Origin of the sequence: Pseudomonas sp. NBB, from assembly GCF_032701105.1 — a bacterium.
Classification (GTDB): Bacteria; Pseudomonadota; Gammaproteobacteria; order Pseudomonadales; family Pseudomonadaceae; genus Aquipseudomonas; species Aquipseudomonas asiatica.
This window is the reverse complement of sequence record NZ_CP103994.1, coordinates 5,123,624-5,147,438: the sequence shown is the minus strand read 5'-3', so window position 1 is coordinate 5,147,438 and position 23,815 is coordinate 5,123,624. Positions and strand designations below refer to the sequence as shown.

Sequence of the window (23,815 nt, the reverse complement as noted above, 5' to 3'; positions counted from 1 at the left end):
CCGGGCCTAAATACGGGTATGCGGCACTTTGGTGCCACACGGGACGCCTATAGTCGTGAGCGAGGTGGGGGAAGTCAATCACCCTGTTACCGCATTGTTACGATCAGGGTGTTACTGGCGTTACCGCGCCAGTGTGCAAGGCTGGAACGCCCGGTTTACAGGCGTTCCAGGCCGACGAACGGGCAGTCGTCAAGCAGTTGCGCAAGGGCGCGGCCGTCGGCCAGGCGAAAATCGCCCGGTACCAGTTCCGCCAGCGGGTACAGCACAAAAGGCCGGGCATGCATGTGGTAATGCGGCACTTTCAGGCGCGGCTCATCGAGCACCTGGTCGCCGAACAGCAGGATGTCCAGGTCCAGTGTGCGCGGGCCCCAGCGTTCCTTGCGCACGCGGCCCTGATCGTTCTCGATGGCCTGCAGTGCATCGAGCAGGGCCAGCGGTGGCAGGGCGGTGTCCAGGGCGGCGACGGCGTTGGTGTAGCGCGGCTGGCCGGGCAGCAGCGAATCGCTGGTATACAGGGCCGAGGCCGCCACCAGGCGTGTGGCTTCGACCTGGTCGAGGGCCTGCAAGGCGCTGCGCAGCTGCTCGGCAGGTGCGTCCAGGTTGCTGCCCAGGCCGATATAGGCGCGGGTACTCACTCGAACGCCTCGTCGCCACTGCGCTTGCGCTTGCCACCGCTGCGCTTGCGTTTGCGCGGGCCGGCGCCGGTGCCTTCGTCACGGCTGCCCAGTTCGCGGATCATCTCGCGGCGCTCGCTGTCGTTGGCATCCTGGTAGTCGGTCCACCACTGGCCGAGGTCGTCGGTTTCTTCCCCGGCGCTTTCGCGCAGCAGCAGGAAGTCGTAGCCGGCGCGGAAGCGCGGGTTGTCCAGCAGCATGTCGGCGCGCTTGCCGCTGCGGCGTGGCAGGCGCTCCTGCATGTCCCAGATCTCGCGGATCGGCAGGGTGAAGCGCTTGGGGATGGCGATACGTGCGCATTGTTCGGCGATCAGGTCGTGGGCCGCACCGTTCATGGCCGGGATAGGCGGCACGCCCTGGTTCTGCAGGTGCAGCACGCGGGCCGGCAGGGCTGGCCACAGCAGCGCGGCGAAGAGGAAGGCCGGGGTTACCGGTTTGCCTTGCTTCACGCGCAGGTCGGTGTTGTTCAGCGCTTGGCTGATCAGCGTGTGGGTGTAGGTCGGGCGCTCGTCCAGGGCATGCGAACTGGCCGGGAAAAGCGGCTCGAACAACTGAAGGTCGACCAGCATTTCGAAGACGATGGCGCCCTGGCCGGAGAGGAACAGCTTGAGGCTCTCTTCGAACAGGCGCGCTGGCGGAATTTCGCGCAGCAGTGGGGCCAGCTCTCGAATCGGCTGGACCGTGTGTTTTTCGATGCCGAAGTCGAGCTTGGCGGCGAAGCGCACCGCGCGCAGCATGCGCACCGGGTCTTCCTGATAGCGGTGGGTAGGGTCGCCGATCAGGCGCAGCAAGCGGTTGCGGATATCGTGCACGCCGTTGGCGTAGTCGAGGATGCGCTCGCTGACCGGGTCGTAGTACAGGGCGTTGATGGTGAAGTCGCGACGTTGCGCGTCCTCTTCCAGGGTGCCGTACACGTTGTCACGCAGAATGCGGCCACTGGCATTGTGCGACGAACGGTGGCTGTCGCCCTGGTCGTCTTCCGAATGGTGGGCGCGGAAAGTTGCGACTTCGATGATTTCACGTCCGAAATGCACGTGGACCAGCTTGAAGCGGCGGCCAATGATGCGTGCGTTGCGGAACTCGGCACGGACCTGTTCAGGGGTGGCACTGGTGGCGACGTCGAAGTCTTTCGGCCTGATGCCCAGCATCAGGTCGCGGACACAGCCACCGACCAGGTAAGCCTGGTAACCGGCGCTCTGCAGGCGTTCCACGATGTTCACCGCATGGCGGCTGAATTGGTGGCGTTGCAGCGAGTGCTGGCTTTTGTTGATCACCTCAGGCGTGGTGCGCCTGTGGTGCGGGCCCGGTACGGGCGGGCGGAACGACTGGAACAGCTTCTTCAGCATGGGATGCACTGTTTGAAGGAATGTTCGGCCAAGAATAGGAGAATGGCCGCATGATGGGCGGGGATTCTAGCATTTACTCAAGGAATGGTGTAGGCGGGTAGCAGGATGCCTGCCAGAAGGGTAGAAACGACAAGGGGAGCCTAAGCTCCCCAAGAAGTCGTTGCGTGCTCTTATTGTTTTTTTGCTGGGCTTCTTGTTTTTGTTGAGTGCCCTGTCCACAAATCTCGAAGCTTGTGGACGACCCCCAATCCAGGGGTTAAGAGCAAACGGATTGCTTTGGTCGCTGATGTCACGTTGATCTGTCGATCCAACCAGTTCAGGCGCTGCTTTTTAGTGCAGTTTTTGTTGTTCTCTGCCTGGTTGTGGGGCAAGCCCCAAACACGCATCCTCTCCAAAAGAATCAGTTAGCTGCGCCTCCGCCGTCTTGTTTTTATTGTGCGTGAGCCGTTTCGTCTTGTTCTTATTCTGAGTTGCAGTGCTTGTTATTGTTCTTGTACCAGACATATAGCAGGTGCCGTGCCAACTTTTGCAAACCCAGTAAAATCAAGGGGTTGGAGGTGGCGAGCAGTTTTTCAGCGGTCGAAAATGTCGAAATTTCGTTACCGTACGCCTCGGGAACTGTTACGGCGGAAAGCTTGGGTAACAGATTTTTGCGGGGGCTGATGTGTTACCTGGGGTGTGTGCGCTGGCTTTGCTGGCCCTTTCGCGGGTGAACCCGCTCCCACAGAGACTGCGCAGGTTTCGCTAAATCTCGGTAAGCCGGCTTCTACAAGGATTGCACCACCCTTTAGGGCAGTGAGATTTCTGTGGGAGCGGGTTCACCCGCGAAGAGGCCGGAACGGCAGATAGAGAGGGATCAGGGCAGGAGGAACCTCCCGCCCAGGCAGCGTGGTTATTCGCTGGTAGCGTTGCTCTTGCGCCGCGGGATGCCCAGGCGCTGGCGGCGTTCCCACAGGCACTTGCGGCTGACCCCGAGCTTGCGGGCCAGCTCGGTCTCGGTCATGTGGTCCTGATGCTCGAGCACGAAGTGCTGGAAGTAGTCTTCCAGCGACAGGTCCTCGGTCGGCTCATGGCTGGCATTAGCCGAACTGGCCACGACCAGGGCGTTGTCGAGGATTTCGTCCTCTTCCAGGTCACCCAGCTCGATGTCGATGCCCAGCAGGTCGGCGGAAATTTCCGCACTCTCGCTGAGGATCACCGCGCGCTCAACGGCGTTTTCCAGCTCTCGCACGTTACCCGGCCAGCTGTAGTGACGAATGGCCTGCTCGGCTTCGGCCGAGAAGTGCAGGTCGTCGCGGCCGATGCGCGCGCTCTGGCGGGCGAGGAAGGCGCTGGCGATCTCGTTGACGTCGCTGCCGCGCTCGCGCAGGGCAGGCAGTTTCAGGGCGATCACGTGCAGGCGGTAATACAGGTCTTCACGGAACTGACCGGCCTTGGCCAGGTTCTTCAGGTCGCGGTGGGTCGCGGCGATCAGGCGTACATCGACCTTTTGCGACTGTACCGAACCCACCCGGCGAATCTCGCCTTCCTGCAGCACGCGCAGCAGGCGGGCCTGGGCTTCCAGCGGCAGTTCGCCGATTTCGTCGAGGAACAGGGTACCGCCATCGGCAGCCTCCACCAGGCCAGCGCGCCCGGCGCTGGCGCCGGTGAACGCGCCTTTCTCGTGGCCGAACAGCTCGGACTCGATCAGTGTCTCGGGGATGGCCGCGCAGTTCACCGAAATCATTGGTGCCTTGGCCCGACGCGACAGGTTGTGCAGGGCGCGTGCGACCAGCTCTTTGCCGGTGCCCGACTCGCCCTGGATCAACACATTGGAGTCGGTGGGCGCGACCTTGCGGATCTTGCTGTACATGTCCTGCATCGGCGGGCACGAGCCGATGATGCCGATTTCGCCATTGGCGGCCGCCGCGCTGCCTTTGTCGGCGGGGGCGGCCTTGCCATTGGTGGCGCGTGGCTCGGCCGCCGGTGCGGCAGCCGGGGCGTTCTGCCGGTCGCGCAGGATACGCGCAACCGCTTGCAGCATCTCGTCGTGGTCGAAGGGCTTGGCGATGTAGTCCACCGCGCCCATTTTCATCGAGTCTACCGCCGAGCGCAGGCTGGCGTAGCTGGTCATGATCAGCACCGGGGTGCCTTGGCCGAGCTTGATCAGTTCGGTGCCGGGTGCGCCTGGCAGGCGCAGGTCGCTGACGATCAGGTCGAAGGTGGCAATGCTGAAGCGTTCCTGGGCTTCCTGCACCGAGCCGGCTTCGCTGACCTGGTACTGGTTCCGTTCGAGCAGGCGACGCAAGGCCGAGCGGATGATGGTTTCGTCTTCGACGATCAGAATGTGCGGCATTGATTCAATTCTCTCGACGGTCTCGAATTTCAGGGGACGTCGCTACGACATGCCGGGGCAGGGTCACGCGGATCCGGGTGCCACGTTGCCGTTCGATATCGGCCGGGCTGTCGATGGTGATTTGCCCATAATGCTCTTCCACGATGGAATAGACCAGAGCAAGCCCCAGTCCGGTTCCTTCGCCCGGGTCCTTAGTGGTGAAGAAGGGTTCGAACAGGCGGTCCATGATGTTCTTCGGGATCCCGCTGCCTTCATCCTCGACGATCAGGTCGACGGTGTGCTCGCTGACTTCGCTGCGCACGCGCACGGCGCTGCCGGGCTTTGATGCGTCGCGGGCGTTGGAGAGCAGGTTGATCAGCACCTGGGCCAGGCGCTGCGGGTCCCCTTCGGCCCAGTGCTCCGGGTCGCAGAGGTTGAAGAACTGTACTTCGAAATTGCGCCGGTTCAACGCCAGCAGACCGATGGCGTCCTGCGCCACTTCGGCCAGGCATACCGGTTCTTCGCTGTTCTGGTGGCTGCCGCCGGCATGGGCGAAACTCATCAGCGACTGGACGATGCGCGATACCCGCTTGGTCTGTTCGAGAATCTGGCTGGACAGCTCGATGATTTCGCCATCGCCCTCACGCTCTTCGCGCAGGTTCTGCGCCAGGCAGGCGATGCCGGTGATCGGGTTGCCGATTTCGTGGGCCACGCCGGCGGCCAGACGGCCGATGCTGGCCAGGCGTTCGGAGTGCACCAATTTGTCTTCCAGGGCCTGGGTTTCGGTAAGATCCTCCACCAGCAGTACCAGGCCGCTGTTGCCCGGGGCCAGCGGCTCGTCGATGGCCGCCTTGTGCAGGTTCAGCCAGCGCGGCTGGCCGTCCAGCGCCAGGCGCTGCTTGTGCAGGTGCTCGTCTGGCACGTTGATGAAGCCTTGCAGCAGGCCGCGCCAGGGTTCGCTGATGGTGACCAGGCGCGAGCCGACCACGTGCTTGGCGGCGATGCCGGTGAGCTCTTCCATGGCCTTGTTCCACATCAGGATTTCCTGGTCCTTGGCCAGCGAGCAGACGCCCATGGGCAGTTCCTGCAGGGTCTGGCGGTGGTAGCGGCGCAGGGCGTCGAGCTCGGCGGCCAGGCCGGTCAGGCGCGAGTGGTAGTCTTCCAGGCGGCTTTCGATGAAGTGGATGTCCTCGGTCACGTAGTTTTCGTTACCGGACTTGTACGGCAGGAAGGTCTCGACCATGTCCTGGGCCACGCTCGGCCCCATCAGGCCGGACAGGTTGGCCTCGATGCGGTCGCGCAGGCGGCGCAAGGCATAGGGGCGGCGCTCGTCGAACGGCAGGTAGAGATCGCGCAGGGCCTGTTCCACTTCCTTCTGTGCGGCCTTGGCGCCCAGCGGCTTGGCCAGTTGGGTGGCGAACTCCTGTGGCGAGGCGGCGTGCAGCTCGCGGCGTTGCGGGCGGCGCACATTGTCCACTGCGCAGGCTTCGGCGGCGCTTACCTCTTCGTTGCTGGCGTTGGTGAACAGCGAGATCAGGGTGAACAACAGCACGTTGGCCGCCAGCGAGGCGATGGCCGCCATGTGCCAGCTGGTGTCGTCCAGCACGTAGATCATGTCCAGCAGCGGGATGTAGAAGCCCTGCAGGTTGCCCAGCAATGGCAGCAGCATGGTCACCATCCACACCAGGGTGCCGGCCAGCAGGCCGGCGATGAAGCCACGGCGGTTGGCAGTTGGCCAGTACAGCACCGACAGCACGCCCGGCAGGAACTGCAACGTGGCCACGAAGGCGACGATGCCCAGGTTGGCCAGGCTCTGGTGGTTGTTCTGGGTGAGGTAGAACATGAAGCCCGCGGTGATGATGGCGACGATCAGCGCGCGGCGGGTCCACTTCAGCCAGCGGTAGATGTTGCCTTCGGCCGGCGGCTGGTACAGCGGCAGCACCAGGTGGTTGAGGGCCATGCCCGACAGCGCCAGGGTTGTGACGATGATAAGCCCGCTGGCGGCCGACAAGCCGCCGATGTAGGCCAGCAGCGCCAGTGCCTGGTTGTTGGCGGCAAGCCCCAGGCCCAGGGTGAAGTATTCGGGGTTGGTGGTGGCGCCCAGACGCAGGCCGGCCCACAGCACCAGCGGCACGGCCAGGCTCATCAGCAGCAGGAACAGCGGCAGGCCCCAGCTGGCGCTGACCAGCGAGCGCGGGTTGAGGTTTTCGGTGAAGGCCATGTGGTACATGTGCGGCATGACGATGGCCGAGGCGAAGAACACCAGTAGCAAGGTGCGCCATGGACCTTCCTGCAGCGGCGTATGCAGAGCGGCCAGGGCGGTCTGGTTCTGCAGCAGCCACACTTCCAGTTCGTGCGGGCCGCCGAACACGCCATAAAGGGCATACAGGCCGATACCGCCCAGGGCCAGCAGCTTGATCACCGACTCGAAGGCGATGGCGAACACCAGCCCTTCGTGCTTTTCGCGTGTGGCGATGTGCCGCGAGCCGAAGAAGATGGTGAACAGGATGATGAGCGTACAGAAGGCGAAGGCCACACGTGCCTTGACCGGCTCACCGGTAAGGATACTGATCGAGTCGGCTACCGCCTGGATCTGCAGGGCCAGCAAGGGCAGAACGCCGATGAGCATGATGATGGTGGTCAGCGCCCCGGCCCAGGTGCTGCGGAAGCGGAACGCCAGCAGGTCGGCCAGCGAGGACAGCTGGTAGGTACGGGTGATCTTCAGGATCGGATAGAGCAGCACTGGCGCCAGCAGGAACGCGCCGGACACCCCCAGGTAACAGGCAAGGAAGCCGTAGCCGTACTGGTAGGCCAGGCCCACCGAGCCATAGAAGGCCCAGGCACTGGCGTATACGCCCAGCGACAGGGTGTAGGTCAGCGGGTGGCGAATGATCGAGCGCGGGATCAACCCCCGCTCGCTGATCCAGGCCACACCGAACAGCACCATGAGGTACGCGGCGCTGATCAGGATCATCTGGGTCAGGCTAAAGCTCATCGGCATCTCGTTGGCTCTGCAGGATGAAGGTGACGACGATCAGGATCAGCCAGAGCAGGTAAGGGCGGTACCAGGCTCCGGTCGGTTCGATCCACCAGTCCATGATGGCCGGGGAGAACAGGTAGATCCCCACGACCAGAAGCAAGACCAAACGATAGATGTACATGCTGGCCTCGATGGTTGGGCGCTGCGGGCTTGGACTTATTATTGGCGCAAATGGCTGGGGGGATGCTAGCGGGAATCCATGGTGTTCGCCAAGAGGTTGAATTTATTGGGCTTTTGTTTTTGAGGGATGGGTTGCTTGTGCCGGCCTCTTCGCGGGTGAACCCGCTCCCACAGGTAATGCGCTTTCCTCAGGTGTGGTGAGGGCCCTGTGGGAGCGGGTTTACCCGCGAAAGGGCCGGGCCTGCCTCAGCGCAAATCAGCCTCTGGCACCGTGGTCCGCTGTGCAATCGCCTCGGGCCGCCACTGTTTGCGAGCTACCGCCAATACCTCCGCCGGCGTTGCCAGCAGCAACTCGGGGTCGGCTTTCTGCCCCAGCGCCCGCAACGCCCGCAGCAACAGCGGTGTCGCCTGGTCCGCCTGCAGCGGCGGCGAGCGGTACGACTTGCCCAGCTTGTGCCCGTCCGGCTGCACGATCAGCGGAATATGCAGGTAACGCGGCTGCGAGAAGCCCAGCAACTCTTGCAGGTACAGCTGGCGCGGGGTGTTGTCGAGCAGGTCGGCGCCACGCACGATGTCGGTAACACCTTGCCAGGCATCGTCCAGTACCACCGCCAGTTGGTAGGCATACAGCCCGTCGCGGCGCTGGATGACGAAATCGCCCACTTCACGCCCCAGGTGCTGCTGGAACTCGCCCTGTACGCGGTCGGTAAAGCGGTAGATCAGCTCTGGCACGCGCAGGCGGATCGCCGCGCCATCCCTAGCATGCCCGGCATTGCGGCAAAGGCCCGGGTAGATACCGTTGTAACCCTCAAGCTGCTTGCGCGAGCAGGTGCAGGCGTAGGCCAGGCCCATGTTGAACAGGCGGTCGACCACCGCGGCATAGGCATCGTGCCGCTGGCTCTGGAACACCACTTCGCCGTCCCACTCCAGGCCGTAGCGCTCCAGGGTCTGCAGGATCGCATCGCGAGCACCGGGCATTTCCCGAGGCGGGTCGGTGTCTTCCATGCGCAGCAGCCAGCGGCCGTTCACGGCGCGGGCATCGAGCCAGGAGGCGAGGGCGGCGACCAGCGAGCCGAAGTGCAGGAAGCCGCTGGGGGTGGGGGCGAAACGTCCGATGTAGCTTGAGTGGGTCATGGTCAGGCTGGGCATATAAATGAAACGGGGCGCATGATGCGCCCCGTTCAGGTGGAAAGAAAGATCAGCCTTTGCCGACCGTCTTTTCCTTTTTCTCGGCGATTTCCTTGCAGTCGAAGCACAGGTCGGCGGTAGGGCGGGCCTCCAGGCGACGCAGGCCGATCTCGATGCCGCACGATTCGCACCAGCCGTACTCGTCGGCCTTGATCTTGTCGAGGGTCTTGTCGATTTTCTTGATCAGCTTGCGCTCGCGATCGCGGTTGCGCAGCTCCAGGGCGAATTCTTCTTCCTGGCTGGCACGGTCGGCCGGGTCTGGGAAGTTGGCTGCCTCGTCCTTCATGTGGTCCACAGTGCGGTCCACACTGGTCATCAGCTCTTGCTTCCAGGCGCCGAGAAGCTTGGTGAAGTGCTTCTTCATGGGCTCGCCCATGTACTCTTCACCTTTGGATTCTACGTAGGGCTCGACACCGTACATGGTCTGGGCTTTTTGCTTTTCTACGGTGGACATGAATAGACCGCCTCTCACTCATCTGATCCAATGCGCAGGCTGCTCCATCTCCGGCACCCGCCGGCCCTGCGACTGCGAGCCGCCGAACTTACCAGATAGATCGGGGGTGCGCTACCCCGCCCGATCCTGGTAATTGACAGCGGCCTGAGCCGCACGTTCGGTGGCGTGCAGAGGTAGAATCTCCAGTTTAGACCCAATTGAGAGAAGGTCATGGCCCACCCCTACAGTGCGCGCAGCCGCGCCATCGAACCCTTCCACGTCATGGCGCTGCTGGCCCGGGCCAACGAGCTGCAGGCGGCCGGACACGACGTGATCCACCTGGAAATCGGCGAGCCGGACTTCACCACGGCCGCGCCCATCGTTGCCGCCGGCCAGGCAGCATTGGCCGCCGGGCACACCCGCTACACCGCCGCACGCGGCCTGCCGGCACTGCGCGAAGCCATTGCTGGTTTCTACGGCCAGCGTTATGGCCTTAGCGTCGACCCTGAGCGCATCCTCATCACCCCGGGTGGTTCCGGTGCGCTGCTGCTGGCCAGCAGTCTGCTGGTCGACCCAGGCAAACATTGGCTGCTGGCCGACCCAGGCTACCCGTGCAACCGCCACTTCCTGCGCCTGGTCGAGGGCGGGGCGCAGCTTGTGCCGGTGGGTCCGGATGTGAATTACCAGCTGACTGCCGACCTTGTCGACCGCTACTGGGACAAGGACACGGTCGGAGCCCTGGTCGCCTCGCCGGCCAACCCGACCGGTACCGTGCTGGGGCGTGACGACCTGGCCAACCTGTCCCGCGCCACCCGTGAACGGCACGGCCATCTGGTGGTGGACGAGATCTATCACGGGCTGACCTATGGCATGGACGCGCCCAGCGTGCTGGAAGTGGACGACTCGGCATTCGTCCTGAATAGTTTTTCCAAGTATTTCGGCATGACCGGTTGGCGCCTCGGCTGGCTAGTGGCGCCTCCTGGCGCGGTGGCCGACCTGGAGAAGCTGGCACAGAACCTGTACATTAGTGCGCCAAGCATGGCCCAACATGCCGCGCTGGCGTGTTTCCAGCCCGAAACCCTGGCCATTTTCGAGGAGCGCCGCGCCGAGTTCGCCCGCCGCCGCGACTACCTGTTGCCCGCCCTGCGCGAACTGGGCTTTCGCATTGCCGTCGAGCCGCAGGGGGCGTTCTACTTGTATGCCGACATCAGTGCCTTTGGCGGTGATGCGTTCGCCTTCTGCCGGCACTTCCTGGAGACCGAGCACCTGGCCTTCACCCCGGGCCTGGACTTCGGCCGTCACCTGGCCGGCCACCATGTGCGCTTTGCCTACACCCAGAGCCTGCCGCGCCTGGAAGAGGCGGTGCAGCGGATTGCTCGCGGCCTGCGGAGCTGGCAAGGCTGATGCAGTTCCATCCCCCACTCGAACAGGGCCGCCTGCTGCGCCGCTACAAACGCTTTCTGGCGGATATCGAACTGCCCGGCGGCGAACAACTCACCATCCACTGCCCCAACACCGGCTCCATGCTCAACTGCATGCGTGAAGGCGGGCAGGTGTGGTTCAGCCGCTCCAACGACCCCAAGCGCAAGCTCCCGGGCACTTGGGAAATCAGCGAAACCCCGCAGGGGCGGCTGGCCTGTGTGAATACCGGGCGGGCCAATGCGCTGGTCGAAGAGGCCCTGCGTGCCGGCATCATCGCCGAACTGGCCGGTTTCAGTGCGCTAAGGCGTGAGGTAGCCTACGGCGAGGAAGGCAGCCGCATCGACTTTCGCCTGGAGTTCGACGGTGCCCCGGCCTATGTCGAAGTCAAGAGCGTGACCCTGGGCTACCCAGCCAGCACGGTCGCGGCCTTTCCTGATGCGGTGACCCAGCGCGGCGCCAAGCACCTGCGAGAGCTGGCGAAGTTGGCCAGGCAAGGCGTGCGGGCTGTGCAGCTGTATTGTGTGAACCTGACCGGTATCGACGCGGTGCGCCCGGCCGAGGAAATCGATGCGGCTTATGCTCAGGCCCTGCGCGCGGCAGTTTCAGATGGAGTGGAGGTGCTGGCCTACGGCGCACGCCTGGACTCCGAAGGCATTGTCATCGACCGCCGCCTGCCGGTGCTGCTTACCCCTTGAGCCAGATGCCCTGGCTGTCCTCGTGGCAGCTCAGGGCCTGCAGTTGCTCGCCCTCGCACGGCCCGGCCACGCATTCTCCACTTTCGATCAGAAACAGCGCGCCATGATGGGCGCAGTGAATCAGGCTGGCGCTGTCATCGAGAAACGCATCTTCTACCCAGTTCAGCGGGATGCCGCGGTGCGGGCAACGGTTGCGGTAGAGGTACACCTGGCCCTGGCGGCGTACGCCGAACAGTTCGATGCCGTCTACGCTGAAGGCGCGGCTTTGGCCTTCGGCCAGGCCGTGGGAGGTACAAAGGAAGTGCATGGCAAAGACGACTCGTGGAACAAGTGATGGCTTGACGCTTCAATGCGAATAATTATCAAATTGTCCATATTCGCTGCGCCCGGCTGCCTATGGTGCGCAGTTCCGTCGCTCGCCACAAGGCGCGCGGCTCGCCTGCAGAAGGAACCCGATGATGCGCCGTCCTGTCGCCTTGCTCGCTCTGTGCGCGAGCGTTGTGCTGTCCACCCAGGCCCTGGCGGCCGAGCTGCCGCAGCGTTGGGTCAGCGCTGGTGGCGCACTGAGCGAATGGATCAGCGCACTTGGCGGTGAAGCGCGCTTGGTGGGTGTGGACACCACCAGCCAGCACCCGCAATCGCTGAAGTCACTGCCTAGCGTCGGCTACCAGCGGCAGTTGTCTGCGGAAGGCATTCTCAGCCTGCGCCCGGATGTGCTGGTGGGCACCGAAGAAATGGGGCCGCCACCGGTACTGGCGCAAATCCGCAAGGCTGGCGTGCGGGTCGAACTGTTCTCCAGCAAAGCCGAGGTGGCGGCGGTGGATGAAAACCTCAAGCATCTGGGGCAATTGCTGGGCGCAGAAGAGCAGGCCGCGGTCTTGGCGTCGGGTTACCACCAGCAGCTCGATGCCTTGCAGGCCAGGGTCAGGCAGGCCCAGGCCGGGCAGAAGGCGCCAGGAGTGTTGCTGCTAGTCGGGCATGCGGGTGCCAAGCCGCTGATCGCCGGGCAGGGTACCGCTGGCGACTGGCTGCTGAGCCAGGCAGGCGGGCGCAACTTGGCAGAACATCAGGGCTACAAGAATTTCTCCAGCGAAGCACTGGCTGCGCTGGACCCGGATGTGATCGTGTTTTCCGACCGGGCGCTGGCCGATGACCAAGCCTTGAAGGCGTTGCTGAAAGAAAACCCCGCGCTGGCGACCTCGCGCGCCGTGCGAGAGAAACGCCTGGTATCGCTTGACCCGACACTATTGGTCGGCGGGCTCGGGCCACGCCTGCCGGCAACACTTCAGTTGCTTGCGGCTACCTTCTATCCGGCCGCCAAGATCAGCCTCTACCAATGAAACAACGGGTCCAGCCACGCACACTGTTCGTTTGCCTGGGCCTGTTGTGCCTGTTGGCGGTGTGGTTGTCTTTGGCCTTGGGGCCGGTCAGCCTGCCGTTGTTCGATACCCTGCGTGCCGGCTTGCGCTTGCTGGGGTTACCCATTGCCGCTGACGGCCTGCAGCAGGCCGAGATGATCCTCGGCCAGATCCGCCTGCCGCGCACCTTGCTGGGATTGGCGGTGGGCGCGGTGCTGGCGCTGTCTGGTGTGGCCATGCAGGGGCTGTTCCGTAACCCTCTGGCCGACCCCGGGCTGGTAGGGGTTGCCGCCGGAGCAGCGGTGGGCGCGGCGGTGGCCATCGTTGGCGGCAGTTGGCTGGGCGGCATGCCGGATGTGCTTGCCCCCTACCTGTTGTCGCTGTGCGCTTTCATCGGCGGGCTGGGCGTGACTGCGCTGGTTTATCGTCTGGGGCGACGCGACGGCCAGACCAACGTCGCCACGATGCTGCTGGCCGGTGTGGCCATGACCGCGCTGGGCGGTGCTGCCGTGGGGTTGTTCTCCTACCTGGCCGACGACGCCACGCTGCGCACGCTGACCTTCTGGAACTTGGGCAGCCTCAATGGTGCCAGTTACCAGCGGCTGTGGCCTTTGCTGCTGGTGGCTGCGGGCGTGGCAGTGTGGCTGCCACGTCGGGCCAAGGCGTTGAATGCCATGCTGCTTGGTGAATCGGAGGCGCGTCACCTGGGCATTGACGTGGAGCGGCTCAAGCGCGAGCTGGTGTTCTGCACGGCGCTGGGCGTGGGTGCGGCGGTGGCGGCAGCAGGGCTGATCGGTTTCATCGGCCTGGTGGTGCCGCACCTGGTGCGCCTGCTGGCCGGGCCTGATCACCGTGTGGTGCTGCCAGCTTCCTTGTTGGCTGGCGGTGCGCTGATGCTGTTCGCCGATTTGGCGGCGCGGCTGCTGCTGGCGCCTGCCGAGCTGCCGATCGGCATCGTCACGGCCTTTATCGGCGCACCGTTCTTCCTGTTCCTGCTGATACGAGGGCGCAGTTGATGTTGCAAGCCGAGGGGCTGTACTTGCGGCGGGGCAGCAACGAAGTGCTGCATGACATTCATCTGCAGCTGAGCCAGGGGCAGGTGGTGGGTGTGCTCGGCCCCAACGGTGCCGGCAAGAGCAGCCTGCTAGGAGTACTGTGTGGTGAGCTGGCGCCCAATCACGGGCGGGTGACGCTACAGGGCAGGCCACTGGCGGACTGGGCAGGGCAGGAGCGAGCCAGGCGCCTGGCGGTGTTGCCGCAGGTGTCCAGCCTGGGGTTCTCGTTCCGGGTCGAGGAAGTGGTGGGCATGGGGCGCATGCCCCATGGCACCGGGCAGCGGCGCGATGCTGAAATCGTCGAAGCGGCCTTGCGGGCAGCGGATGCCTGGCACCTGGTGGAGCGCAGTTACCTGGCGTTGTCTGGCGGCGAGCGGCAAAGAGTGCACCTGGCTCGGGTGCTGGCGCAGCTGTGGCCGGGCGAGGCGGGTTCAACGCTGCTGCTGGACGAGCCAACCTCGATGCTCGACCCGTTGCACCAGCACACCACCCTCGAAGCCGTGCGCCGCTTTGCCGACCGTGGCGCCGCGGTGCTGGTGATCCTGCATGACCTGAACCTGGCGGCGCGCTACTGTGATCGTATCCTGCTGCTGGAGCAGGGGCGCTGCCATGCCTTTGCCGCACCCGAAGCAGTGCTGACGCCGGCGGCGTTGAAGGCGGTATACGGGATCGACGTACTGGTACAGGCGCACCCGGAGCGTGGGCATCCGCTGATCATCACCCGCTAACGCTGGCGCGGTCCTACAAGGGCTCGTGCAGGCCATAAATGGAGGTGCTGTCCATGCGACATCCGCTGCTGTCCGCTTTCTCGCTGTGCCTGGTGCTGGAACTGGGTGGCTGCCAGGCCAGCCTGCCGCCCCTGCCCGCCTGGCAGAGCAGTGAGGGGCGCAGCCATGCCGAGCTGGGGCATATCGTCGATCTTGCTGATGGTCAGCTGATCAGCCCTGAGCAACTGGTGCAGCGCCTGTCTACCGCTCCCCGGGTACTGGTCGGCGAGAAACACGACAACCCCGACCATCACGCACTGCAGCTGTGGATGCTGCGCGCCCTACAAGGCCAACGTGTGCAGGGCAGCCTGCTGCTGGAAATGCTGCAGCCCGAGCAGCAACCGCTGCTGGACAACCTCGCGGGGCAACCTTTGCCGGTAGACCTGCCCAAGGCCTTGGCCTGGCAGGACGGCTGGGATTGGCAGCTGTACGGGCCAATCGTGACCGAGGCTTTGCAGCAGCGGGTGCCTGTGCTGGCCGCCAACCTCTCGCCCGGCGAGATGCGCCAGGCCTATCGTCAGCCGGCTTCGTTACCGGGCGAACGCTCCAATGCGCCGACGGTCAAGGCCGCCTTGCTGGAGCATGTGCGTGCCGGGCATTGCGGGATGCTGCCAGAAAGCCAGTTGCCGGCGATGCTGGCCGTGCAGCAGCAGCGCGACCGGCGCATGGCCGAGCGCTTGCTGGCGGCGCCGCAGCCAGCACTGCTGCTGGCCGGGGCCTATCACGTGCGCAAGGACCTGGGTGTACCGTTGCACTTGGCTGACCTGCAAGCGCAGGGGGAGAGCAAGGTGCTACTGCTAGCTGAGGTTGGTGAGCAGGTCGAGGCAGGCGAGGCTGATTTTGTGTGGTACACGGCAGCGATGCCGGAGCAGGACTATTGCGCGCAACTGCGGTGACGGGGCTGTAATAGGCAAAAAAAGACCCGGCAAATTGCCGGGTCAATAACCGTGATTAGCCTGATGAGGAGATAATCTGAGAGTCCGAACCAGGGGCTCTTAGCTTATCCAACCAGTCTCGCGACCAGTTGTGATAATCATAACTATTCTCATTTCGACGTCAATCCCTTTCCCGAGATTATTTCTGATTTTTTTGCGCAGGGCTTTTCGCATCCAGTTGTTGGTTGAGCGCTTCTTTGCGCTCCAGCGGCAAATCGTTCCAGTGCATGTCCAGCAGGGCGCCTTCAATGGCATACAACAGCACCTTCGATGCGCGGAACCCTCGTGTCTTCACGGCCTGGTACGCACCTACCGCGCCCAGGCGGCGCAGATCCGATGCACTGTGGATGCCGGCTGCATGCAGCCACTGCGCAGAGGTCTTGCCAAGGTTCTTCAGATGCTGCAATTCATCGTTCATCGAGCCTCCTTGCGATGGCTGAACGGGGATTGGGGGATAAATCGCGAGCAGGTCAGAGAGGAGTGTAGCGGGGGATAGGAAATGCGCGGCCTTTTGCCATAGGGGGCGACGAGATGTCCTGTGCCGGCCTATTCGCGGGTAAACCCGCTCCCACAAGGTTATCTGCAAGCCTCACGACTGAGGCAGTACCTGTGGGAGCGGGTTCACCCGCGAATAGGCCGGCACAGGAAAGCGCCGACCTTACAGCCCAGGCAAGCGCTGGCGAATCTGCTCGATCACCTGGTCCATGCTCCCGGCGCTCTGGGTATCGACGCGGGTGCTCTGCACCAGTTCCTGTGCATCCAGTGGCTCACGACTGGCCTGCTGGGCTTTGACCACTTCCAGGGTGGCATCCGACGGGTCGGTATTTTCTGCCTGGCGCTGCTCCAGCCAGCTGGCGATGACCGCATCCGGCGCATGGCAGTCGAGGATCAGGAACGGCACGCCCGTCTGGCTGGCGATGTCCGCTGCGGCCTGGCGCTGATCACGTTTGAGGTAGGTGGCATCCAGCACCACCGGGAAGCCGGCCCGCAGTACGGTCGCTGCCACCTCGTGCAGGCGCTGGTAGGTCGCGACACTGGCGTCCTGATCATAGATGCCGGTACTCAGCTGGCCAGCCTCAGCCTGCTGCTGTTCACCGAACAGGCGCTTGCGCTCCACATCCGAACGCACGCGGACGGCGCCAAGGGCTTCGACCATGCGCATGGCCACGTGGCTTTTGCCCACAGCCGAAACACCGTGGGTAATGGCCAGCAGGCGCGACGGGATGGCGCTGTAGCTTTCTGCCAGGTTGGCATAGTTGCGGTAGGTGCGAAGAGTGGTGGCGCGCTGCACGCCATCGGCATCGGCTGGCATGCTGAACAGTGCAACCTTGGCCCGTACCAGCGCGCGGTAGGCTTTGTAGAAGTTGAGCAGTTCCAGGCCTTCGTAGTCGCCGGTCAGTTCCAGGTACTGGCTGATGAAGCGGCGGGCCAGGCATTTCAGGCCGCGGTCTTCCAGGTCCATGGCCAGGAAGCCGGTATCGGCGTACACATCGGTCAGGCGGAACGGTTCGTTGAACTCGATGCAGTCGAAGATCACCACCTTGCCGTCGATCAGGGTGGCGTTGCCCAGGTGGATGTCACCGTGGCATTCACGGATGAAACCATTGGCCTTGCGCTTTTCCAGCAGGCCATGCAGGCGCTCGAAGCTGCTGCGTGCCCAGGCCTGCAGGGCGTCGAGTTGCTGCAGGTCGGCCTTGTCGCTGAGGAACGGGCGAATCTGCTCGAAGTTCTGCTCCACAGGTGCCATCACGCTGTCCGGCGTGCCCAGTGGGTGCTCCACCGGCACGCGTGGGGCCTGCAGGTGGAACTCGGCGATCTGCCGGGCCATCTGGTCGATGTGCGCGGCGTTCAGTTCGCCATTGGCCTGCAGGGTGTTGAGCATCTGCCCCTGCGGGAACTGGCGCATCTTCAGCACGTACTCGATGGCTTCGCCTTCACCGCCGATCTGCGGCGCGTCGACGCTACCGGTGATCGGCAACACTTCAAGGTACAGGCCATCGGTCAGGCGCTGGTTCAGGCGCAATTCTTCGTTACAGAAATGCCGGCGCTGGTCCAGGCCGGTGAAGTCGAGGAAGCCGAAGTTCATCGGCTTCTTGATCTTGTAGGCATACTCGCCGGTGAGCAGGACCCAGGAGATATGCGTCTCGATGAGCTGGAACCCATCCACGGGGTGAGGGTACAGGGCTGGGTTCTGCAACGCAGTGATAAGGGCTTGGCTCACGGGAAATCCTTCCGGGGGCAGGGAATTCGAATGCGCCATTATGGTCAATGGTGCCGTCCCTGCCTACCGCCGGGGGCGTCTGCCCAGCCTTTATAAAGTGCGTATAATCCGCCGCCATGACCCGAACTCGAAATCCCCGTACCCCTCAGAAACGCCCGACCGGCCGCTCCCGCGCCTGGCTGGGCTGGGCTTTGAAGCTCAGCCTGGTCGGCCTGGTGTTAGTCGCCGGCTTCGCGGTTTACCTCGATGCCGTTGTCCAGGAAAAGTTTTCCGGCAAGCGCTGGACCATCCCGGCCAAGGTGTATGCCCGGCCGCTGGAGCTGTTCACCGGCCAGAAACTGAGCAAGAACGACTTCCTCACCGAGCTGGACGCGCTCGGCTACCGGCGTGAAAGCGCGGCCAACGGGCCGGGAGCGGCGGCAGTCAACGGCAACACCGTCGAGCTCAATACCCGTGGCTTCCAGTTCTACGAGGGCATGGAGCCGGCGCAGTTCGTGCGTGTGCGCTTCTCCGGCGATTACGTGGCAGGCCTTTCCGGCGCCAACGGCAAGACGCTCGACGTAGTGCGCCTGGAGCCGCTGATGATCGGCGGCATCTACCCGAAAAACCTCGAAGACCGCATCCTGATCAAGATCGACCAGGTACCGCCGTACCTGCTCGAAACCCTGGTGGCGACGGAAGACCGCGATTTCTACAGCCACTTCGGGGTGTCGCCCAAGTCCATCGCCCGAGCCATGTGGGTCAATACCTCGGCAGGTTCCATGCGCCAGGGTGGCAGCACCCTGACCCAGCAGTTGGTGAAGAACTTCTACCTCACCAGCGAGCGCAGCCTCAGCCGCAAGCTGACCGAGGCGATGATGGCCGTATTGCTGGAGCTGCACTACGACAAGCGCGAGATCCTCGAGGCCTACCTCAACGAGGTGTTCGTCGGCCAGGATGGTCAGCGTGCGGTGCACGGCTTCGGCCTCGCCAGCCAGTTCTTCTTCAGCCAACCGCTGTCGGAGCTGAAGTTGCACCAGATCGCTTTGCTGGTGGGCATGGTCAAGGGGCCGTCCTACTACAACCCGCGTCGCTATCCGGACCGCGCCCTGGCCCGCCGCAACCTGGTGCTCGACCTGGTGGCCGAGCAGGGCGTGGCCAGCCAGGCAGAAGTCGATGCAGCGAAGAAGATGCCGCTGGGCGTGACCAAGCGCGGCAGCCTGGCAGACAGCTCGTTCCCGGCCTTCCTCGACCTGGTCAAGCGTCAGCTGCGCCAGGACTACCGCGATGAAGACTTGACCGAAGAAGGCCTGCGCATCTTCACCAGCTTCGACCCGATCCTGCAGATGAAGGCCGAAACCTCGATGAGCGAGACCTTCAAGCGCCTCGCGGGGCGCAAGGGGGCGGACGAGGTTGAGTCGGCGATGGTCGTGACCAATCCGGAAACCGGTGAGGTGCAGGCGCTTATCGGCAGCCGCCAGGCCGGCTTCGCCGGCTTCAACCGCGCCATTGATGCCGTGCGGCCGATCGGTTCGCTGGTCAAGCCGGCGGTGTACCTGACCGCGCTGGAACAACCGACCAAGTACACCTTGACCAGTTGGGTGCAGGACGAGCCGTTCTCGGTCAAAGGTGCCGACGGCCAGGTCTGGCGCCCGCAGAACTACGATCGTCGCCCGCATGGCACCATCTACCTGTACCAGGGGCTGGCCAACTCCTACAACCTGTCGACTGCCAAGATCGGCCTGGAAGTGGGTGTGCCCAACGTGATCAAGACCATTGGCCGGCTGGGAGTGAACGTTGACTGGCCAGCCTTCCCGGCCATGCTGCTGGGTGCCGGCGGCATGTCGCCAATGCAGGTCGCGACGATGTACCAGACCATCGCCAACGGCGGCTTCAATACCCCGATGCGCGGTATCCGCAGCGTGCTCACCGCCGAGGGCGAGCCGCTAAAACGCTACCCGTTCCAGATCCAGCAAACCTTCGACCCGGGGGCTATCTACCTGGTGCAGAACGCCATGCAGCGGGTGATGCGCGAAGGCACCGGCCGCTCGGTGTACAACACTTTGCCGCGCAATCTCACCCTGGCGGGCAAGACCGGCACCAGTAACGATTCGCGCGACAGCTGGTTCTCCGGGTTCAGCCAGGACCTGCTGGCCGTGGTATGGATGGGGCGTGACGACAACGGCAAGACGCCATTTACTGGTGCTACCGGCGCCCTGCAGGTGTGGACCAGCTTCATGAAGAAGGCCGACCCGCTGCCGCTGGACATGCCGCAACCGGACAACGTGGTGCAGGCCTGGATTGACCCGTACAGTGGCCATGGGTCTGATGGCAGCTGTCCGGGAGCGGTGCAGATGCCGTATATTCGCGGGAGTGAACCGCCCGCCGGCGCGACCTGCGGCGGCGAGCAGGATCCAGTTGAATCGGTCATGGACTGGGTCAAGGGCTGGATGAATTAAGCACAGGCTGCATTGATGAGGTGTGACGTGAACAAGTGGCTGTTTCCTGCCGTGACGGCGCTGGCTGTGCTCCAGGGGTGCGCCAGCGTCCCGCGCGGCAATATTCCGGTGGTCGACTCGAGCACCCGGGTGTCCAACAGCGAACGCGTGACGGCCAATCGCTCTGCGGGTGGCTATAACGCGGGTACCGCGCAGGCTCAAACGCTGCCTGAAGACTCCGGCGTGACCGTGATGATCCCGCAGGGCGCTGGCGCTTCGGGCATCCAGACGTTCCCGGCGGCCAATGGCGCGGCGCCAATCAGCACCTCGCCGATTACCCCGGGGCCGATCACCCCAGGCCCAATTACCACTGGGCCGGTCACTTCGGCACCAATGACCACCAATCCGAACCCGATCGCCGACGAACCCTTCGACATCGCGGCGATGAACAGCGCCCCGCAAAGCACCAGCGCGCCAACCGGTATTCCGCGTAGCGGTGCTGCTACCGGTGGCCTGTCGGCCGACGAGCAGCTGGACGGCCCGGTGCTGGCGCTGCTGACCACCGCGAAGACCCAGCAGGGCAGCGGTGACTTCAACGGTGCCGCATCGAGCCTGGAGCGTGCTCAGCGCATTGCCCCGCGCGAGCCGCAGGTACTGTACCGTCTGGCCCAAGTACGCCTGTCGCAAGGTGATGCACCGCAGGCCGAGCAGTTGGCGCGTCGTGCCCTGACTTACGCCAATGGCCGCCCGAGCCTGCAGGCCGAGCTGTGGAACACCATCGCCCAGGCCCGCGAGAAGCAGGGTGACAGCGCTGGTGCCGCACTGGCCCGGCAAAAGGCACGGGTCAATTCGTGATGATCGAGCAGCGCATTCTGGATGTTGCCGACCACCTGCTGCTGATCGAACGTGAGCTGCAGGTGCAAGGCTGGTGGGATGACGAGCCGCCAAGCGATGAGGCACTGGCCAGTACGGTGCCTTTCGCAGTCGATACCCTCAGTTTCGAGCAGTGGCTCCAATGGATCTTCCTGCCGCGCATGAAGATCATCATCGAGTTGGGCCACCCGCTGCCCAATGCGTCCGGCATCCTGGTAATGGCTGAAACGGTATTTACCGACCGGCCAGAGCAAAGTCGTGAGCTACGCCGCCTGTTGGCAGCATTTGACCAATTGATTGCTCCTTCCGCCTGATTTCTTCAGTTTTTCCTTCAAGGGCCGCAGATTGTGGCCCTTTTTTGTGGAAATCTTATTTATTCTGCTGCTGAAGCGATTTTTAGTGGTGGCAAGAATTCATCTTGGGGAAAAATTGGCAATAATTTTTCTTGACTTGTTGGCGCCGAATCAGAAGAATCCAATCTCCGCTGTAGAGGGACTGCCAGAAGCAGACCCGCTAAGCAGATCATGAGGCGCACACCCGCGCCGACCTGTTACACCCCGCAACGCGTTACCTCGCGCTGGGTGGGAAAACCCCGCAACACTCTGGGGCGCTCCCAATACTTGCTCAGTCAGTGCTGACGTTCGCTCATGCTCTGCTTGGCAGTAAACCTATTAAGACCCGTCCAGTGAGGGCGGTATTCTGGCGTTTTAGAGGTGAACAACGTGGAGCTTTTATCTGGCGCTGAGATGGTCGTCCGCTTCTTGCGTGACGAAGGCGTTAAGCACATCTACGGGTACCCTGGTGGTGCTCTCCTGCATGTTTACGACGCGCTGTTCAAGGAACCGGAAGTCGAGCACATCCTGGTTCGTCATGAGCAGGCAGCTACCCATATGGCGGACGGCTACGCCCGCGCCACCGGCAAGGCCGGCGTGGTGCTGGTAACCTCCGGCCCGGGCGCGACCAATGCCATTACCGGTATTGCCACCGCCTACATGGATTCGATTCCGATGGTCATCCTGTCCGGCCAGGTGCCTAGCACCATGGTGGGTACCGATGCCTTCCAGGAAACCGACATGATCGGTATTTCGCGGCCGATCGTGAAGCACAGCTTCATGATCAAACATGCCAGCGAAATCCCCGAAGTTCTGAAAAAAGCATTCTACCTGGCGCAATCCGGTCGCCCAGGTCCGGTCGTGGTCGACATTCCAAAAGATATGACCAACCCGGCCGAGAAGTTCGAATACGTCTACCCGAAAAAGGTCAAGCTGCGCTCCTATAGCCCAGCGGTACGCGGCCACTCCGGCCAGATCCGCAAGGCTGCAGAGATGCTGCTGGCGGCCAAGCGCCCGATCGTCTACTCCGGTGGCGGCGTGATCCTCGGTGGTGGCTCCGAAGCCCTGACCGAAATCGCCAAGTCGCTCAACCTGCCGGTCACCAATACCCTGATGGGTCTGGGTGGCTTCCCGGGTACCGACCGCCAGTTCCTCGGCATGCTCGGCATGCACGGCAGCTTTACTGCCAACATGGCCATGCACCATGCCGACGTCATCTTCGCCGTCGGTGCCCGTTTTGACGACCGCGTGGTCAACGGCCCGGCCAAGTTCTGCCCGAACGCCAAGATCATCCATATCGACATCGACCCGGCGTCGATCTCCAAGATGATCAAGGCTGACGTGCCGATCGTCGGCCCGGTCGACAGCGTGCTCAGCGAAATGCTCGGCATCCTCAAGGAAATCGGCGAGCAGCCTGACAAGGCGGCGCTGGATGCCTGGTGGAAGCAGATCGACGAATGGCGTGGCAATGGCGAGCTGTTCCCTTACGACAAGGGCGACGGCAATGTCATCAAGCCGCAGAAAGTCATCGAGACCCTGTGCGAAGTGACCAATGGCGATGCCTTCGTCACCTCCGACGTGGGTCAGCACCAAATGTTCGCGGCGCAGTACTACCGCTTCAACAAGCCGAACCGCTGGATCAACTCCGGTGGCCTGGGCACCATGGGCTTCGGCTTCCCGGCGGCGATGGGCGTCAAGCTCAACTTCCCGGACCAGGACGTGGCCTGCGTGACCGGCGAAGGCAGCATCCAGATGAACATCCAGGAGCTGTCCACCTGCATGCAGTACGGCCTGCCGGTGAAGATCGTCAACCTGAACAACGGTGTGTTGGGCATGGTCCGTCAGTGGCAGGACATGGCCTACAACGGTCGTCACTCGCACTCGTACGTCGAGTCGCTGCCTGACTTCATCAAGCTGGCCGAGGCCTATGGCCATGTGGGTATCCGCATCACCAGCCTGAAGGACCTCAAGCCGAAGCTGGAAGAAGCGTTTGCGATGAAGGACCGCCTGGTGTTCATCGACATCGCGGTTGACCGCAGTGAGCACGTCTATCCGATGCAGATCAAGGATGGCTCGATGCGTGACATGTGGCTGAGCAAGACGGAGCGTACCTGATATGCGGCACATCATCTCCCTGCTGCTGGAAAACGAACCAGGTGCGTTGTCCCGCGTGGTTGGCCTGTTCTCCCAGCGTAACTACAACATTGAAAGCCTGACCGTGGCGCCGACCGAAGACCCGACCCTGTCGCGTCTGACGCTGACCACCGTTGGCCATGACGAAGTGATCGAACAGATCACCAAGAACCTGAACAAGCTGGTCGAAGTGGTCAAGCTCGTCGACCTGTCGGAAAGCGCTCACATCGAGCGTGAACTGATGCTGGTCAAGGTCAAGGCCACCGGTGCCCAGCGCGCCGAGATCAAGCGCACCACGGATATCTTCCGTGGCCAGATCGTCGATGTGACTGCCAGCGTGTACACCGTGCAGCTGAGCGGCACCAGCGACAAACTGGACAGCTTCATCCAGGCGATCGGCACTGCATCGATTCTCGAAACCGTGCGCAGCGGCGTTACCGGCATTGCCCGTGGCGACAAAGTGCTCAGCATCTAAATTCAAAAATTAGCGAT

Annotated in this window: 21 protein-coding genes; 11 read left to right on the top strand and 10 right to left on the bottom strand. The window is 63.3% G+C overall.

Going from position 1 to position 23,815, the window contains the following annotated elements:
• Positions 1–155: 155 nt before the first annotated feature.
• The 7 genes from folK to dksA form a co-directional block, all read right to left on the bottom strand.
• On the bottom strand, positions 156–635 hold the full coding sequence (gene folK / locus NY023_RS23815; RefSeq protein ID WP_013974273.1) for a 2-amino-4-hydroxy-6-hydroxymethyldihydropteridine diphosphokinase: 480 nt from the start codon (positions 633–635) through the stop codon (positions 156–158).
• Positions 632–2,020, bottom strand: coding sequence for a polynucleotide adenylyltransferase PcnB (locus tag NY023_RS23810; protein WP_013974272.1), 1,389 nt, complete (start codon positions 2,018–2,020; stop codon positions 632–634). The genes folK and NY023_RS23810 overlap by 4 nt, the downstream gene beginning before the upstream one ends.
• Positions 2,021–2,912: 892 nt before the next feature.
• Positions 2,913–4,355: a sigma-54-dependent transcriptional regulator gene (locus NY023_RS23805; protein WP_013974271.1), complete on the bottom strand. Its 1,443-nt coding sequence runs from the start codon at positions 4,353–4,355 to the stop codon at positions 2,913–2,915.
• 4 nt (positions 4,356–4,359) lie between these two features.
• The gene (locus NY023_RS23800) at positions 4,360–7,335 is read right to left on the bottom strand and encodes a sensor histidine kinase (protein ID WP_023661523.1); all 2,976 of its coding nucleotides are present in this window, start codon (positions 7,333–7,335) and stop codon (positions 4,360–4,362) included.
• Positions 7,319–7,495: a hypothetical protein gene (locus NY023_RS23795; RefSeq protein ID WP_003250005.1), complete on the bottom strand. Its 177-nt coding sequence runs from the start codon at positions 7,493–7,495 to the stop codon at positions 7,319–7,321. The genes NY023_RS23800 and NY023_RS23795 overlap by 17 nt, the downstream gene beginning before the upstream one ends.
• 245 nt (positions 7,496–7,740) lie before the next feature.
• Positions 7,741–8,628: a tRNA glutamyl-Q(34) synthetase GluQRS gene (gene gluQRS / locus NY023_RS23790; RefSeq protein WP_024087757.1), complete on the bottom strand. Its 888-nt coding sequence runs from the start codon at positions 8,626–8,628 to the stop codon at positions 7,741–7,743.
• A 64-nt stretch (positions 8,629–8,692) separates the two neighbouring features.
• Entirely contained in the window at positions 8,693–9,136 is a 444-nt protein-coding gene (gene dksA, locus NY023_RS23785) for an RNA polymerase-binding protein DksA (protein ID WP_003259209.1), read from the bottom strand.
• Between the two features lie 210 nt (positions 9,137–9,346).
• On the opposite strand from dksA, the gene NY023_RS23780 reads away from it, so the two are divergent.
• Both NY023_RS23780 and sfsA read left to right on the top strand, forming a co-directional pair.
• On the top strand, positions 9,347–10,519 hold the full coding sequence (locus NY023_RS23780) for a pyridoxal phosphate-dependent aminotransferase (RefSeq protein WP_013974267.1): 1,173 nt from the start codon (positions 9,347–9,349) through the stop codon (positions 10,517–10,519).
• Complete coding sequence (gene sfsA, locus NY023_RS23775; protein ID WP_013974266.1) at positions 10,519–11,232, top strand: DNA/RNA nuclease SfsA; 714 nt, start codon at positions 10,519–10,521, stop codon at positions 11,230–11,232. The genes NY023_RS23780 and sfsA overlap by 1 nt, the downstream gene beginning before the upstream one ends.
• Here the strand turns inward: sfsA and NY023_RS23770 are convergent.
• Positions 11,222–11,539: a Rieske (2Fe-2S) protein gene (locus tag NY023_RS23770; protein ID WP_013974265.1), complete on the bottom strand. Its 318-nt coding sequence runs from the start codon at positions 11,537–11,539 to the stop codon at positions 11,222–11,224. The genes sfsA and NY023_RS23770 overlap by 11 nt on opposite strands.
• Positions 11,540–11,687: 148 nt before the next feature.
• Between NY023_RS23770 and NY023_RS23765 the strand changes: the two genes are divergently transcribed.
• The 4 genes from NY023_RS23765 to NY023_RS23750 are packed head-to-tail and all read left to right on the top strand — an operon-like array spanning position 11,688 to position 15,308.
• Positions 11,688–12,572 (top strand): hemin ABC transporter substrate-binding protein, encoded by an 885-nt coding sequence (locus NY023_RS23765; RefSeq protein ID WP_038410153.1) that lies wholly within the window; start codon positions 11,688–11,690, stop codon positions 12,570–12,572.
• Between the two features lie 50 nt (positions 12,573–12,622).
• Positions 12,623–13,606, top strand: a complete 984-nt coding sequence (locus NY023_RS23760) for a FecCD family ABC transporter permease (RefSeq protein WP_162097118.1) — start codon at positions 12,623–12,625, stop codon at positions 13,604–13,606.
• Positions 13,606–14,373 (top strand): heme ABC transporter ATP-binding protein, encoded by a 768-nt coding sequence (locus tag NY023_RS23755; RefSeq protein ID WP_013974262.1) that lies wholly within the window; start codon positions 13,606–13,608, stop codon positions 14,371–14,373. The genes NY023_RS23760 and NY023_RS23755 overlap by 1 nt, the downstream gene beginning before the upstream one ends.
• Before the next feature lie 53 nt (positions 14,374–14,426).
• Entirely contained in the window at positions 14,427–15,308 is an 882-nt protein-coding gene (locus tag NY023_RS23750) for a ChaN family lipoprotein (protein ID WP_024087753.1), read from the top strand.
• A gap of 178 nt (positions 15,309–15,486) precedes the next feature.
• Here NY023_RS23750 and NY023_RS23745 read toward each other — a convergent pair whose 3' ends face one another.
• Positions 15,487–15,765, bottom strand: a complete 279-nt coding sequence (locus NY023_RS23745; protein WP_013974260.1) for a TfoX/Sxy family protein — start codon at positions 15,763–15,765, stop codon at positions 15,487–15,489.
• Positions 15,766–16,005: 240 nt separating this feature from the next.
• Complete coding sequence (locus tag NY023_RS23740; protein ID WP_023661649.1) at positions 16,006–17,568, bottom strand: AAA family ATPase; 1,563 nt, start codon at positions 17,566–17,568, stop codon at positions 16,006–16,008.
• Between the two features lie 116 nt (positions 17,569–17,684).
• Between NY023_RS23740 and mrcB the strand changes: the two genes are divergently transcribed.
• The 5 genes from mrcB to ilvN all read left to right on the top strand — a co-directional run bounded on the left by mrcB (position 17,685) and on the right by ilvN (position 23,798).
• Positions 17,685–20,006 carry a penicillin-binding protein 1B gene (mrcB, locus tag NY023_RS23735; protein WP_038410152.1) on the top strand — a complete coding sequence of 774 codons (2,322 nt, stop codon included), beginning with the start codon at positions 17,685–17,687 and terminating at the stop codon, positions 20,004–20,006.
• Between the two features lie 15 nt (positions 20,007–20,021).
• Complete coding sequence (locus NY023_RS23730) at positions 20,022–20,840, top strand: tetratricopeptide repeat protein (RefSeq protein ID WP_039615235.1); 819 nt, start codon at positions 20,022–20,024, stop codon at positions 20,838–20,840.
• A complete protein-coding gene (locus NY023_RS23725) occupies positions 20,840–21,172 on the top strand; it encodes a YqcC family protein (RefSeq protein WP_031324603.1) in 333 nt (110 codons plus the stop codon). The genes NY023_RS23730 and NY023_RS23725 overlap by 1 nt, the downstream gene beginning before the upstream one ends.
• A 408-nt stretch (positions 21,173–21,580) precedes the next feature.
• Complete coding sequence (locus NY023_RS23720) at positions 21,581–23,305, top strand: acetolactate synthase 3 large subunit (protein ID WP_015271834.1); 1,725 nt, start codon at positions 21,581–21,583, stop codon at positions 23,303–23,305.
• Position 23,306: 1 nt separating this feature from the next.
• Positions 23,307–23,798: an acetolactate synthase small subunit gene (gene ilvN / locus NY023_RS23715; RefSeq protein ID WP_003250040.1), complete on the top strand. Its 492-nt coding sequence runs from the start codon at positions 23,307–23,309 to the stop codon at positions 23,796–23,798.
• The last annotated feature ends 17 nt before the right edge of the window (positions 23,799–23,815 follow it).

Excerpts from the sequence above, each read along its gene's own strand:
- mrcB (WP_038410152.1), top strand. The coding sequence starts at position 17,685 with ATGACCCGAACTCGAAATCCCCGTACCCCTCAGAAACGCCCGACCGGC.
- ilvN (WP_003250040.1), top strand. The coding sequence starts at position 23,307 with ATGCGGCACATCATCTCCCTGCTGCTGGAAAACGAACCAGGTGCGTTG.
- NY023_RS23765 (WP_038410153.1), top strand. The coding sequence starts at position 11,688 with ATGATGCGCCGTCCTGTCGCCTTGCTCGCTCTGTGCGCGAGCGTTGTG.
- dksA (WP_003259209.1), bottom strand. The coding sequence starts at position 9,136 with ATGTCCACCGTAGAAAAGCAAAAAGCCCAGACCATGTACGGTGTCGAG.
- gluQRS (WP_024087757.1), bottom strand. The coding sequence starts at position 8,628 with ATGACCCACTCAAGCTACATCGGACGTTTCGCCCCCACCCCCAGCGGC.
- NY023_RS23755 (WP_013974262.1), top strand. The coding sequence starts at position 13,606 with ATGTTGCAAGCCGAGGGGCTGTACTTGCGGCGGGGCAGCAACGAAGTG.
- NY023_RS23770 (WP_013974265.1), bottom strand. The coding sequence starts at position 11,539 with ATGCACTTCCTTTGTACCTCCCACGGCCTGGCCGAAGGCCAAAGCCGC.
- NY023_RS23800 (WP_023661523.1), bottom strand. The coding sequence starts at position 7,335 with ATGCCGATGAGCTTTAGCCTGACCCAGATGATCCTGATCAGCGCCGCG.
- NY023_RS23730 (WP_039615235.1), top strand. The coding sequence starts at position 20,022 with ATGAGGTGTGACGTGAACAAGTGGCTGTTTCCTGCCGTGACGGCGCTG.
- NY023_RS23810 (WP_013974272.1), bottom strand. The coding sequence starts at position 2,020 with ATGCTGAAGAAGCTGTTCCAGTCGTTCCGCCCGCCCGTACCGGGCCCG.
- sfsA (WP_013974266.1), top strand. The coding sequence starts at position 10,519 with ATGCAGTTCCATCCCCCACTCGAACAGGGCCGCCTGCTGCGCCGCTAC.
- NY023_RS23745 (WP_013974260.1), bottom strand. The coding sequence starts at position 15,765 with ATGAACGATGAATTGCAGCATCTGAAGAACCTTGGCAAGACCTCTGCG.
- NY023_RS23795 (WP_003250005.1), bottom strand. The coding sequence starts at position 7,495 with ATGTACATCTATCGTTTGGTCTTGCTTCTGGTCGTGGGGATCTACCTG.
- NY023_RS23805 (WP_013974271.1), bottom strand. The coding sequence starts at position 4,355 with ATGCCGCACATTCTGATCGTCGAAGACGAAACCATCATCCGCTCGGCC.
- NY023_RS23750 (WP_024087753.1), top strand. The coding sequence starts at position 14,427 with ATGCGACATCCGCTGCTGTCCGCTTTCTCGCTGTGCCTGGTGCTGGAA.
- NY023_RS23780 (WP_013974267.1), top strand. The coding sequence starts at position 9,347 with ATGGCCCACCCCTACAGTGCGCGCAGCCGCGCCATCGAACCCTTCCAC.
- NY023_RS23725 (WP_031324603.1), top strand. The coding sequence starts at position 20,840 with ATGATCGAGCAGCGCATTCTGGATGTTGCCGACCACCTGCTGCTGATC.